The following is a 13,180-nucleotide window of genomic DNA, read 5'->3' as shown; positions in this document are numbered from 1 at the left end:
ACCGTGAACGGTGCAACTTTCTTGCAACGTTCACGGCTCAAAAGTTAAAGCCGGAATAATGTTTGCGCGAAACGGGGATTTGGCCGAAAGGCCTTCCCTGCGGATCGGCGTTCCGCGAAAGGATATTCAGCGCCTGAATCGGGCGTCAGGCCCAGTGCATCTGCACCCGGTGCGCCGCTGCCCAGTGGATGGCGCGGATGGCGTCGATGACGGCCTCGGTCGCCGCGCGGGTTCCCAGTTCGCCGCCCAGGTCGGCCGTGACCGCGCCCGCCGCCAGGACCGCCGCGACGGCCGCCTCGATGGAATCCGCCTCGTCTTCCAGCTTCAGGCTGTGACGCAACAGCAGGGCCGCCGACAGGATGGTCCCGACCGGATTGGCCAGATCCTGGCCCGCGATGTCCGGCGCCGAGCCGTGGATCGGCTCGAACAGGCCCGGGCCCTCCGCGCCCAGCGAGGCGGAAGGCAGCAGGCCGATGGAGCCGCCCAGCACCGAAATCTCGTCGGACAGGATGTCGCCGAACATGTTTTCGGTCAGGATGACGTCGTATTCGCGGGGCTTGCGGATCAGGTGCATCGCCATGGAATCGACCAGGGCGTGCTCCAGCTGGATTTCGGGGAATTCCTCGGCGTGGATGCGGGTCACCACCTCGCGCCACAGACGGCTGGTCTCCATCACATTGGCCTTGTCGACGGACGTGACCTTGCCGCGCCGCTGGCGGGCGGTGTGGAAGGCGGCGCGGGCGACGCGCTCGATCTCGACCACCGTATATTCGCACAGGTCGGTCGCGCCCTTGTCGTCGCGGGTCTTCTCACCGAAATAGACGCCGCCCGTCAGTTCGCGGAAGACGATCAGATCGACGCCCTCGACGATCTCCTTCTTCAGCGGCGACCGATGCGCCAGCACCGGCGAGACCTGCAGCGGCCGCAGGTTGGCGAACAGGCCCATGGCCTTGCGGATCGCCAGCAGCCCCTGTTCGGGCCGCGCCTTGCCGCCGTCCCACTTCGGCCCGCCCACCGCGCCCAGCAGCACCGCGTCGGCGGCCACGCAGGCCGCCCGCGTCGCCTCAGGCAGGGGCTCGCCCGTCTCGTCGATGGCGGCGCCGCCGATCAGGTGTTCGGTGAACTGGAAGTCGTGCCCGTAGAAGTCGCCGATGACCGACAGGACATCGCGCGCGGCGCGCGTCACCTCGGGCCCGACCCCGTCGCCGGGCAGCAGGACGATGGTGTAGGTCTTGGGGGCGGCGTGGGGCATCAGACGGTCTCTCTCGATCGCTCGAAGGCTTCGATCTCGGGCAGGTTTGATTGCAGCCAGCCCAGGGTGTCCACCCCGTCCAGCAGGCATTGGCGGGCGAAGGATTCGACCCCGAACGGCACGGGATGGGCATTGCCCCGCCGGATCTCGTTCGCCTGGAGGTCGATCGTCACCGGCTGGTCCGGCTGCGACGCCAGATCGTCCCACACGGCCTGGCTGACGACGATGGGCAGAAGGCCGTTTTTCAGCGCGTTCGATGTAAAAATGTCAGCGATTTCGGTCGAGATCACCGCCCGAAACCCATAGTCCAGCAACGCCCAGGGTGCGTGCTCGCGCGACGATCCGCAGGCGAAGTTGCGGCCCGCCAGCAGGATGCGGTGCTCCGTCGGGTCGATGCGGTTCAGGATCGCCTCGGGCTTTTCCGATCCGTCCGCCTCGTAGCGCCAGTCGTAGAAGGCGGCCTTGCCCAGCCCCTCGCGCGTCGTCGTGGTCAGGAAGCGCGCGGGAATGATCTGGTCGGTGTCGATATTGGCCTGGCTGAGGGTGACCGTCTTCGACGTCAGGACCTGGAACGGTTCAGACATGCTCCACCTCGCTCAGATAGACGCGCGGATCGGTCAGCACCCCGGCCACCGCCGTCGCCGCCGCCGTCGCCGGGCTGGCCAGGATGGTGCGGGCGTCCTTGCCCTGGCGGCCCTCGAAATTGCGGTTGGAGGTCGACACCGCCAGTTGCCCCGGCGCGACGAAATCGCCGTTCATGGCGATGCACATCGAACAGCCGGGAATGCGCCATTCGGCCCCGGCGGCGATGAAGACCTGGTCCAGCCCTTCCGCCTCGGCGTCGCGACGCACGGCTTCGGAGCCCGGCACCACCAGCATCCGGACGCCCGGCTTGACCTTGCGCCCACGCAGCACCTCGGCGGCGGCGCGCAGATCGGGCAGGCGGCCGTTGGTGCAAGAACCTATGAAGACGACGTCCACCGGCTGGCTGGTCGTCGCCTCGCCTGCGGTGAAGCCCATATAGGCGATGGCCTTGCGGTCGCTGTCCGACTGCGGCTGCGGCACCGGCGAACCGATCGGCGCCCCGGCGTCCGGGGTCGTGCCCCAGGTCGCCATCGGCCGGATGGCCGCGCCGTCGATGACGACCTCCTTGTCGAAGACGGCGCCCGGATCGGTCGCCAGCTTCAGCCATTCGTCCGCGGCCGCCTCATAGTCGGTCGGGACGTGCTTGCGGCCGCGCAGCCAGTCGATGGTGGTCTGGTCCGGGGCGATCATGCCCGCGCGGGCGCCCGCCTCGATGGACATGTTGCACAGGGTCATTCGCCCTTCCATGTCCAGCGACCGCACCGCCTCGCCGGCGTATTCGATGACGTATCCGGTGCCGCCGCCAAAGCCGATGGCGGCGATGACGGCCAGGGCGACGTCCTTGCCCGACACGCCCGGCTGCAGTTCGCCGCCCACCGTCACCCGCATGGCCTTGGCCTTGCGCTGCAGCAGGCACTGGGTCGCCAGCACATGGCCGACTTCCGAGGTGCCGATGCCGAAAGCCAGGGCCCCGAAGGCGCCGTGCGTCGCCGTATGGCTGTCGCCGCAGACCACCGTCATGCCCGGCTGGGTCAGGCCCAGCTCCGGCCCCATGACATGGACTACGCCCCGATCGTCCGAGCCCCAGCCCGCCAAGGGCACGCCGTGGGCGGCGCAGTTCCGCTCCAGCGTATGGACCTGGGCCTCGGCCTGGGCGGTGACATAGGGCTTGGCGCCGTCCGGCCCGGCCGGCAGGGTCGGGGTGGAATGGTCCAGGGTGGCGTAGGTGCGGTCCGGGCGGCGGACCTTCAGCCCGCGCGCCTCGATCTCGCTGAAGGCCTGCGGGCTGGTGACCTCGTGCACCAGATGCAGGTCGATATACAGCACGCCGGGCGTCTCGGCCGTCTCCTGGCGCACGACATGGGCGTCCCAGACCTTGTCGAACAGGGTGCGGGCCATCAGCGATCCTCCCCTGCGAAGCGGGGGAGGGGGACCATGCGCAGCATGGTGGAGGGGGCGAACCCGGACTCGGCGCGTGGGGTCGCCCCCTCCACCGTGTAGCCTGTCCTCGGGCTCGCCTCTGGCGAGACCCGGGGGCGGTCCCCCTCCCCCGTTACGCTGCGCTCCTCGGGGGAGGATCGTTCACGCATACTCAGGCTCCCGTTTGGTCACCGCCGCGCCGATCGGTTCCAGCCAGCCAAACGCATCCGGGGTTTCGCCGGTGAACAGGCCCCGGAACGCGGCGTTGACCACCCTGGTCACCGGACCCGGCCCGGCGGCCCGGGTCGTGATCCCGTCCACCGAACGCACCGGGGTGATCTCCGCCGCCGTGCCGGTCATGAAGATTTCGTCGGCCAGATACAGGGCCTCGCGCGGCATGGCCTGCTCGACCACCTCAAACCCTTGCGCCTTGGCCAGCTTGATGACGCTGTCGCGGGTGATGCCCATCAGGATGGAGTTGGCCGCCGGCGGCGTCATCACCCGGCCGTCCTTGACCACGAACAGGTTCTCGCCCGCCCCTTCCGACAGACGGCCGTCGACGCCCAGGGCGATGCCCTCGCCGAATCCGCCGACACGGGCCTCGCGCCCGATCAGATAGGACGACAGATAGTTGCCGCCCGCCTTGGCCGCCGAGGGCGTGGTGTTCGGCGCCGTGCGGTTCCAGCTGGACACGCAGGCGTCCACACCCTTCTCCAGCGCCTCCTCGCCCAGATACGCGCCCCACGGGAACGCCGCGATGGCGATGTCCACGTTCATGTTCTGCGGCGCCGGGGTCACGCCCATGCCGCACTGGCCCAGGAAGGCGATGGGCCGGACATAGGCTGAGCGCAGCCCCTCGGAGCGCACCACCGCATGGCAGGCCGCGACCAGCTCGTCCTCGGTGTAGGGCAGCTGGATATGATAGATGCGGGCGCTGTCGAACAGGCGGCGCACGTGCTCGCGCAGGCGAAAGCCGCACGGGCCGTTCGGGGTGTCATAGACGCGGATGCCCTCGAACACCGAGGTGCCGTAGTGGAGCGCGTGGCTCATGACGTGGATCTTGGCGTCGGCCCACGGCGTCAGTTCGCCGTTGATCCAGATGTTCTCAGCCAGCGGCTGCATAGACTTCTTCCTGTTCTGCGGAGACGCCGTCGACCCGGTCGATGATGGCGATCAGTTCCGCATCGTTGATCTCGCCGATCTGGTCGGCGCGCTGCTTGAAGCCGGCGACCACCGCGGCCAGGCGCTCGCCCTCGATGGGACGGCCGATGGTCTCGGCGCGCTTGGCGATGGCGTGGCGGCCCGAGTGCTTGCCCAGCACGAACCAGCTGCCCTCGAAGCCCACGTCCTGGGGGCTCATGATCTCGTAGGTGCGGCTGTCGGCCAGCATGCCGTGCTGGTGGATCCCGGCCTCGTGGGCGAAGGCGTTGATCCCCACCACCGACTTGTTGCGGGCGATGACCGTCTCGGTGATCTCGCACAAGATCTTGGAGGCCCGCACCAGGTGGCGGCTGTCGGCGCCGGTGGTGACGCCATAGCGGTCCTGGCGGACCTTCAGCGCCATGACGACCTCCTCGATCGAGGCGTTGCCGGCCCGCTCGCCGATGCCGTTGATCGCCCCCTCGATCTGCCGCGCCCCGCCCTCGACGGCGGCCAGGGAGTTGGCGACCGCCATGCCCAGGTCGTCGTGGCAATGCGCCGAGAAGATCACCTGCGGATGGCGCCTGTGGATGCGCGCCGCCAGATAGCGATAGCGCTCGCGCACCTCTTCCGGCGTCGCATAGCCGACGGTGTCGGGCACGTTCAGCGTCCGGGCGCCGGCGTCGGCGGCGGCCTCCAGCACGTCGGCCAGGAACTCCGGCTCGGTGCGGAAGGCGTCCTCGGCCGAGAACTCCACGTCGTCGAACAGGCTGGCCGCATATTCCACCGACCGCACGGCCGTGGACAGCACCTCGTTCGTCGACATCTTCAGCTTGGCCGCCCGGTGGATCGGGCTGGTGGCCAGAAAGACGTGGCAGCGGCGGTTGGCCCTCGGCGCCGGTTGCAGGGCGCGGAAGCTGGCGTCGATGTCCTTCTCGTTGGCCCGCGACAGCGAGCAGAAGATCGGCCCCTCCACCTCGCCGGCCACGCGGCGAATGCAGTCCTCGTCACCCGGAGAGGCGGCGGCGAACCCCGCCTCGATGACGTCGACGCCCAGGTCGCGCAGGACCTGGGCCATCTTCACCTTGGCCTGGGCGGACATGGAGAAGCCGGGCGCCTGTTCCCCGTCGCGCATCGTCGTGTCGAAGATGATGACGCGGTTGGGGTCGGCCGCGATCTGTGCGGTGCGCGATACGCCGGATACTCGGTCCATCACGCAGCCTCGGATTGGATAATGTCGTTGCCGATGCGGCGCACGCCGAACAGCCGGTCGATCTGGCGGCCCAGATTGTCCATGCAGCGCCCGGCGTCGCGGCCGCGCACGGTCAGGGCGATTTTACGGAACGACCCTTCGTCGGCCATGTTGATGCCGTCGATGTGGAAGCCCCGGCGCTCCACCAGGCCGATGAGACGCTGAAGCGAACCGTCCGCGCGGTCGATCTGGATGTGGATCGTGTCGCTCATCTCAGGAGCCCTCCATCATTTCAGCATTGCTCTTGCCTGGCGGAACCAGCGGCCAAACATTGTCTCGGGGATCGATGACCACATGGGCCAGGCAAGGGCCGTCGGCGGCCAGCAGGCGCTGGACGCCCTCCGACACCTGATCGCGGCGATCGATGCGGAAGGCCTCGATGCCGAAGGCCTCGGCCACTTTCACGAAGTCCGGGTTGTCGGACAGGTCGATCTCGGAATAGTTCTCGGCGAAGAATAGCTCCTGCCACTGGCGCACCAGGCCCAGGCTGGAGTTGTCGATCAGCACGATCTTCAGCGGCACGCCGTAGCGCTTCAGCGTCGCCAGCTCCTGGATGTTCATCATGAAGCCGCCGTCGCCGGCGATGGTCACGACGGTCGCCTCGGGGCGGGCCATCTTGGCGCCGATGCCGGCCGGCAGGCCGAAGCCCATGGCCCCCAGGCCGCCCGAGGTGATGTGCGCTTCCGGGCTGGCGAAGCGGCAGTGCTGGGCCGCCCACATCTGGTGCTGGCCCACGTCGCAGGCGGCCACGAAGGCGTCGCCGGCGGCCTCGGAGATTTCCTTCAGCAGGGCGGGCGCATAGACCCCCTCGCCCGGCGCGTCATAGCGATGGGCGCCGGCCGCCGCGGCGCGGGCGCAATCGACCGTCCAGGGCTGGATGTCCAGGGCCGCGCCGGCGCGCATCCGCTGGGTCAGGGCCTCGACGCCCGTCTTCAGCTCGCCGACGACGGCGACGTTGGCCGCGCGCAGCTTGCCGACCTCCGAGGCGTCGATGTCGAAGTGGACGACGCCGGCGTTGGGCGCGAACTCGGCCAGCTTGCCGGTGGCGCGGTCGTCGAAGCGGGCGCCGACGACGATCAGTAGATCCGCCTCCTGGACCGCCTCGTTGGCCGCCCGCGTGCCGTGCATCCCCAGCATGCCCAGCATTCCGGGGGCATCGGTGGGCACGGTGCCCAGGGCGTTCAGGGTCGAGACCTGCGGAATGTTGGTGGCCCGCACGAAGTCGCGCACGGCCTGGGTCGCGCCGCCGATCTTCACCCCGCCGCCGATATAGACCAGCGGCTTCCTGGCCGCGCGGATCGCGGCCTCGGCGGCCGCGATCGCGTCGTGATCGACCGTCGGCGTCGCGTTGGGAATGTGGAAGCCGAAGTCCTCGGTCGTCTGGGCGAACTGCACGTCCTTGGGCAGGTCGACCAGCACCGGCCCCGGCCGGCCGGAGGCGGCGATGTGGAAGGCCTCCTCGACCGCCGCCGGCACTTCGGCGGCGTCGCGGACCAGGATCGAATGTTTCACGATCGGCAGGGTGACGCCCAGGATGTCGATCTCCTGGAAGGCGTCGGTGCCCATCACCCCCTGCGGAACGTTGCCGGTGATGCAGACCATCGGCACCGAATCCATCATGGCGTTGGCGATGCCGGTGATCAGGTTGGTGGCGCCCGGCCCGGAGGTCGCCATGCAGACCCCGACCCGGCCGCTCATCCGCGCATAGGCGTCGGCGGCGAAGGCGGCGCCCTGCTCGTGGCGGACCAGGACGTGCTTCAGCTTCGATCCGGCCAGCGCGTCATAGACGGGCATGATGGCGCCGCCCGGATAGCCGAACACCACCTCCACCCCCAGCCGCTCCAGGGTGGAGACCAGCAGCCGCGCCCCCGACTGGGGGACGGCCTCGGCTTGGGGTTTGAAGGCGGCGGCGGTCATGGTTCAGGCGGCCTCGGACTTGGGCGTGTTCAGCCAGGCCATGCGCTCGCGCAGGCGCGCGCCGACCTGTTCGATCTGGCTCTCGCGGTCCGCCTTCAGCCAGGCTTCGTACTGCGGCTTGCCGGCGTCGTTCTCGGCGATCCAGTTGCGTGCGAAGGCCCCGCTCTGGATCTCGTCCAGGATGGTCTTCATCCGCGCCTTGGTCTCGTCGTTGACGACGCGCGGGCCGCTGGCCACGGCGCCGTACTTGGCCGTTTCCGAGATGAAGTGGTGCATCTTCGAGATGCCGCCCTCGTAGAACAGGTCCACGATCAGCTTCAGCTCGTGCAGGCATTCGAAATAGGCGATCTCGGGCTGGTAACCGGCCTCGACCAGGGTGTTGAAGCCCTGCATCACCAGCTCCTTGGCGCCGCCGCACAGGACGGCCTGTTCGCCGAACAGGTCCGTCTCGGTCTCTTCGCGGAAGGTGGTCTCCAGCAGGCCGCCCGTCGCGCCGCCGTTGCCCTTGGCGTAGCCCATGGCCCGGTCGCGCGCCTTGCCGGTCGCGTCCTTCTCGATGGCGAACAGGCTGGGGACGCCGCGACCGCGCTGGAACTCGCGACGGACCAGGTCGCCCGGTCCCTTGGGCGCGACCAGGATCACGTCCATGTCGTCGCGCGGCGTGATGCGCTCGTAGATGATCGAGAAGCCGTGGGCGAACAGCAGGGCCGAGCCGGGCTTGGCGTTGGGCTCGATGATGTCCCGATAGACTTCGCCCTGGATCATGTCCGGCGTCAGGATGGCGATGATATCGGCGCCCTTGACCGCCTCGGCCGGCTCGGCAGTCGGCACCCCGTCGGCGGTGGCGTGTTTCCAGCCCGTGCCGCCGTGGCGAACGCCGACGACCACGTCATGGCCGCTGTCCTTCAGGTTCTGCGCATGGGCGCGGCCCTGCGATCCATAGCCGATGATGGCGATGCGCTGGCCGGCGATGGCACCGGGGCGGATATCGTCGTTGATGTAGATGGTGATGGCCATGGGTCAGGCGTCCTGAGCAGCGGTTGTCTTGTGAGACGCCGGAACTTGAGCCGGCGGCGGGTTGGGGATGGTGACGGCGCCCTGGGCGGCCGAGGCGACCGAGGCGCGGTATTTGGCGAAGACACCTCGCGCCGGACGGACTACGTGGGGCGTAAAGCCCGCCCGGCGCGTCGCCAGATCGATGTTGGTGTCGATCCGGCGGTTGGTGACGTCGATGGTGATGCGGTCACCATCGCGAATGAGGGCGATCGGACCGCCGACGGCGGCTTCCGGCGAGACGTGGCCGGCGACGAAGCCATAGCTGGCGCCCGAGAACCGGCCATCGGTCAGCAGGGCGACGTTCTCGATCTTGCGGCCCTTCAGGGCGGCGGTGACCTGCAGCATCTCGCGCATGCCGGGACCGCCCTTGGGCCCTTCGTAGCGGATGATGATGACGTCGCCCTCGCCGACCGATCCGTCCTGGACCGCGTGGAAGGCGTCTTCCTCGCTGTCGAAGACGCAGGCCGGGCCTTCGAACCGGTCGACCTTGTGGCCCGTCAGCTTGATGACCGCCCCTTCGGGCGCCACGTCGCCATAGATGACGGCGAAGGAGCCGCGCGCCATGACGGGCGCCTCGAAGTCGGTCACGACCTGCTGGCCCGGAGCTTCCTCGGCCTCTCCGGCCTCCACGAACAGGCTGCGGCCGCTGACGGTCGGCGTGTTGACGATCTTGCCGCCCTGGGCCAGCCGCTGGGCCACCAGCCGCGTCCCGCCGGCGGCGTACAGGTGCGAGGCCAGGAACCGCCCGCCCGGCTTCAGGTCGCAGATGACCGGCGCCTCGACGCAGGCCTGGTGGCAGTCCTCGACGCCGAACTCGATCCCGGCCTCGGCCGCGATGGCGGTCAGGTGCATGACCGCATTGGTCGATCCGCCCGAGGCCGAGACGGCGACGGCGGCGTTCTTCAGGCTGGCCTTGGTGATGTACTTTCGCGCCGTGTCGCCGGCGAAGACGCGCTCGACGATGATGCGCCCGCACCGTTCGCCCTCGGCCCCCTTGGCCGGGTCGACGGCGGGCACGTCATTGGCGCCCATCGGCGAAATCCCCATGACCGACAGGGCCATGGCCATGGTGTTGGCGGTGAACTGGCCGCCGCAGGCGCCGGCGCCGGGGCAGACCGCGCTCTCGACCGCCTTCAGCCCCGCATCGTCCAGCGTCCCGGCCGAATGGGCGCCGATCGCCTCGAACACCTCCTGGACCGAGACTTCCTTGGTTCCGATCACGCCGGGCATGATGGTGCCGCCGTAATAGACCAGACCGGGGATATCCATCCGCGCCAGCGCCATCGCCGCCGCCGGGATCGTCTTGTCGCAGCCGACGATGCAGACCACGCCGTCCAGCTGGTGGCCTTCGATGGCCAGTTCGATGCTGTCGGCCACGACCTCGCGGCTGATCAGCGAGGCCTTCATGCCCTCGGTGCCCATCGAGATGCCGTCGGTGACGACGATGGTGTTGAAGTCGACCGGATAGCCGCCCGCCGCCACGATGCCGGCGCGCACGTCCTTGGCCAGACGGTCCAGGTGCATGTTGCACGGCGTCACCGTCGACCAGGTGTTGACGATGCCGATCATCGGCTTTTCGAAATCCTCGTCGCGCATTCCGGCGGCCCGCAGATAGGAGCGCGCCGCGGCCCGGTTCGGGCCGTGCGTGACCGCCGCGCTGCGCGCGTTCGGCTTACGAGGCTGAGAGGTAGAATCTTGCGTCATCGGTCCAGTTCGGTTCGAACCGCCAAGCACGAAAAACCCCGCTTCCTTTCGGGAGCGGGGTGGTGCGAGGCGATCCTGAGTGCGTCTAGGTCAGGTCGCGTGCATCCACGCCGCTTGCGTAAGCAGGCCAAGGAGTACGAGCGTAATGAGGAAAACCGGGGCTTCCAGGCCGATCGGCGCGCGCGCGACGGCGACCGCTTCAGCGGTGCGTCCCTTCATGTCGCGCATCATCGTGGCCACGGGCTGGCTCCCTTGTTCGAAAGGCAAGAAACCATAGCGCATCATGCGAAGCAACCCGCCATCGCAAGAATTTTGCGCGACAGCGATTTGAGGCCGCTTGAAAGGGTGTTTCTTGCCCAGGGACGACAAGGCGTGGCGGTCGAACGCGCGATGTTAGGGGGTCGGGGTTGAAACGCGCCGCGCCCGGGCTCATTGAAACGCCCAATCAACAAACCGCTCAGAGGAACTCCGTCCATGACCGTTCGCGTCGCCATCAACGGCTTCGGCCGCATCGGCCGCCTTGTCCTCCGCTCCATCGTCGAACATGGCCGCAAGGACATCGAGGTGGTGGCGATCAACGACCTGGGCCCGGTCGAGACCAACGCCCACCTGTTCCGCTACGATTCGGTCCACGGCCGCTTTCCCGGCACGGTGACCTCGGGCGAGGACTGGATCGACGTCGGCGCAGGCAAGATCAAGGTCACGGCCGAGCGCGATCCCGCCAACCTGCCCCACGCCGAGCTGAAGGTGGACATCGCCCTGGAATGCACCGGCATCTTCACCTCCAAGGACAAGGCCAGCGCCCACCTGAAGGCCGGCGCCAAGCGCGTCCTGGTCTCGGCCCCCGCCGACGGCGCCGACAAGACCATCGTCTTCAAGGTCAACCATGAGACCCTGACCGCCGACGACATCGTTGTGTCGAACGGCTCGTGCACCACCAACGCCCTGGCGCCCGTCGCCAAGGTGCTGAACGACCTGTTCGGCATCGAGCGCGGCTACATGACCACCATCCACTCCTACACCGGCGACCAGCCGACGCTGGATACGATGCACAAGGACCTGTACCGCGCCCGCGCCGCCGCCCTGTCGATGATCCCGACCTCGACCGGCGCCGCCAAGGCCCTGGGCCTGGTCCTGCCGGAACTGAAGGGCAAGCTGGACGGATCGTCCATCCGCGTCCCGACCCCGAACGTGTCGGTCGTGGACCTGAAGGTCGTCGCCGGCCGCGAGGTCACGGTCGCCGAAATCAACGAAGCGCTCCAGGCCGCCGCCGACGGCCCGATGAAGGGCGTGCTGTTCACCACCACCGACCCGCTGGTGTCGCACGACCTGAACCACATCGCCGCCTCGTCCACCGCCGCCCTGCCCCAGACCCAGGTCGTCGATGGCAAGCTGGCCCGCGTGCTCAGCTGGTACGACAACGAATGGGGCTTCGCGACGCGCATGAGCGACACCGCGCTCCAGATGGCGAAGTTCCTGTAAGGTCTTCGTTTCCCGCTCATCCCGGCGAAAGCCGGGACCCAGTCCTTTGGGCGATCCAGCCCGACCGTTTCGCACCGCTCATGATCCCAGTCGGCGCGCCCGCGACAAGGACTGGGTCCCGGCTTTCGCCGGGATGAGCGGAAGGAGAAAACCATGACCTTCCGCACCCTCGACGACGCCAAGGACCTCGCCGGCAAGACGGCCCTGGTCCGGGTGGACTTCAACGTCCCTATGGAGAACGGAAAGGTCACCGACGACACCCGGCTGCGGGTCGCCGTGCCGACGATCCAGCGCCTGCGCGACGCGGGCGCCAAGGTGGTCCTCCTGGCCCATTTCGACCGCCCCAAGGGCCAGCGCGTCCCGTCCATGAGCCTGAAGCCGGTGGTCGAGCCGCTGGAGAACGTCCTGGGCGCGCCGGTCCGCTTCGCCGACGACTGCATCGGCGGCCCGGCGGTCGAGGCCATCCGCGACCTGGATCCGGGCGGCGTGCTGCTGCTGGAGAACGTGCGCTTCCACGCCGCGGAAGAGGCCAACGACCCGGTCTTCGCCGAGAAGCTGGCCGACCTGGGCGACCTCTACGTCAACGACGCCTTCTCGGCCGCCCACCGCGCCCACGCCTCCACCGAAGGCGTCGCCCATCACATTCCCGCCTACGCCGGCGAGTCCATGCGCCGCGAACTGGAGGCGCTGGACGCCGCCCTGGGCAATCCGCAGAAGCCGGTTCTGGGCATCGTAGGCGGCTCCAAGGTCTCGACCAAGCTGGACCTTTTGAAGAACCTGGTCGGCAAGCTGGACCGCCTGGCCATCGGCGGCGGCATGGCCAACACCTTCCTCTACGCCCAGGGCGTCGACATCGGCGGTTCGCTGGCGGAAAAGGACATGGCTGACACGGCCCGCGACATCCTGGCCGAGGCCGAGACGAAAGGCTGCGAAATCCTGCTGCCGATCGACGTGGTCGTCGCCACCGAGGTCAAGCCGGGCGCCGAGACCCGCACCGTCCTGGCCCGCGAGGAAATCGGCGACGAGGAAAAGATTCTCGACGCCGGCCCGCTGACGGTCGAGAAGCTGCTCAAGGCCATGGCCCTGTCCAAGACCCTGATCTGGAACGGCCCGCTGGGCGTGTTCGAGGTCCCGCCCTTCGACGCCGCTACCGTCAAGGCCGCCGTCGCCGCCGCCGACCTGGCCCGGTCGGGCGCCCTGGTCGCCGTCGCGGGCGGCGGCGACACGGTCGCGGCCCTGAACCATGCCGGCGTGGCCGACGACATGACCTTCGTCTCCACCGCCGGCGGCGCCTTCCTGGAATGGATGGAGGGCAAGGCCCTGCCCGGCGTGGAAGCGTTGCGCGCCTGACGCAGCCGGGGGATTTTCGCTTC

At 68.7% G+C, this 13,180-nt stretch carries 12 protein-coding genes; 2 read left to right on the top strand and 10 right to left on the bottom strand.

From position 1 onward, the window contains the following. Nucleotides 1-145: 145 nt before the first annotated feature. From leuB to M8231_RS02290, 10 genes are all read right to left on the bottom strand, one after another. Nucleotides 146-1,252, bottom strand: coding sequence for a 3-isopropylmalate dehydrogenase (gene leuB / locus M8231_RS02335; protein ID WP_249751330.1), 1,107 nt, complete (start codon nucleotides 1,250-1,252; stop codon nucleotides 146-148). Continuing rightward, complete coding sequence (gene leuD / locus M8231_RS02330; protein WP_249751331.1) at nucleotides 1,252-1,836, bottom strand: 3-isopropylmalate dehydratase small subunit; 585 nt, start codon at nucleotides 1,834-1,836, stop codon at nucleotides 1,252-1,254. Before leuD ends, leuB begins: the two co-directional genes overlap by 1 nt. Next, nucleotides 1,829-3,235 (bottom strand): 3-isopropylmalate dehydratase large subunit, encoded by a 1,407-nt coding sequence (gene leuC, locus M8231_RS02325; protein ID WP_249751332.1) that lies wholly within the window; start codon nucleotides 3,233-3,235, stop codon nucleotides 1,829-1,831. The genes leuD and leuC overlap by 8 nt, the downstream gene beginning before the upstream one ends. 183 nt (nucleotides 3,236-3,418) lie before the next feature. Next, on the bottom strand, nucleotides 3,419-4,378 hold the full coding sequence (locus M8231_RS02320) for a branched-chain amino acid transaminase (protein ID WP_249751333.1): 960 nt from the start codon (nucleotides 4,376-4,378) through the stop codon (nucleotides 3,419-3,421). Beyond that, on the bottom strand, nucleotides 4,362-5,609 hold the full coding sequence (locus M8231_RS02315; protein WP_249751334.1) for a 2-isopropylmalate synthase: 1,248 nt from the start codon (nucleotides 5,607-5,609) through the stop codon (nucleotides 4,362-4,364). Before M8231_RS02315 ends, M8231_RS02320 begins: the two co-directional genes overlap by 17 nt. After that, complete coding sequence (locus M8231_RS02310; protein WP_249751335.1) at nucleotides 5,609-5,860, bottom strand: ACT domain-containing protein; 252 nt, start codon at nucleotides 5,858-5,860, stop codon at nucleotides 5,609-5,611. The genes M8231_RS02315 and M8231_RS02310 overlap by 1 nt, the downstream gene beginning before the upstream one ends. A gap of 1 nt (nucleotide 5,861) precedes the next feature. Beyond that, entirely contained in the window at nucleotides 5,862-7,565 is a 1,704-nt protein-coding gene (gene ilvG / locus M8231_RS02305) for an acetolactate synthase 2 catalytic subunit (protein ID WP_250202152.1), read from the bottom strand. A 3-nt stretch (nucleotides 7,566-7,568) separates the two neighbouring features. After that, entirely contained in the window at nucleotides 7,569-8,582 is a 1,014-nt protein-coding gene (gene ilvC, locus M8231_RS02300; protein ID WP_249751336.1) for a ketol-acid reductoisomerase, read from the bottom strand. 3 nt (nucleotides 8,583-8,585) lie between these two features. Then, nucleotides 8,586-10,325, bottom strand: coding sequence for a dihydroxy-acid dehydratase (ilvD, locus tag M8231_RS02295; RefSeq protein WP_249751337.1), 1,740 nt, complete (start codon nucleotides 10,323-10,325; stop codon nucleotides 8,586-8,588). A gap of 90 nt (nucleotides 10,326-10,415) precedes the next feature. Further along, nucleotides 10,416-10,565, bottom strand: a complete 150-nt coding sequence (locus M8231_RS02290; protein WP_249751338.1) for a hypothetical protein — start codon at nucleotides 10,563-10,565, stop codon at nucleotides 10,416-10,418. Nucleotides 10,566-10,799: 234 nt separating this feature from the next. On the opposite strand from M8231_RS02290, the gene gap reads away from it, so the two are divergent. Together gap and M8231_RS02280 are read left to right on the top strand one after the other, a co-directional pair. Then, nucleotides 10,800-11,807, top strand: coding sequence for a type I glyceraldehyde-3-phosphate dehydrogenase (gene gap / locus M8231_RS02285; RefSeq protein ID WP_249751339.1), 1,008 nt, complete (start codon nucleotides 10,800-10,802; stop codon nucleotides 11,805-11,807). 153 nt (nucleotides 11,808-11,960) lie between these two features. Continuing rightward, entirely contained in the window at nucleotides 11,961-13,157 is a 1,197-nt protein-coding gene (locus tag M8231_RS02280) for a phosphoglycerate kinase (RefSeq protein ID WP_250202151.1), read from the top strand. The last annotated feature ends 23 nt before the right edge of the window (nucleotides 13,158-13,180 follow it).

Origin of the sequence: Brevundimonas albigilva, assembly GCF_023573565.1 — a bacterium.
Taxonomy (GTDB): domain Bacteria; phylum Pseudomonadota; class Alphaproteobacteria; order Caulobacterales; family Caulobacteraceae; genus Brevundimonas; species Brevundimonas albigilva.
Note: the sequence above shows the minus strand (reverse complement) of the source record. Positions and strands in the feature narration are given on the sequence as shown.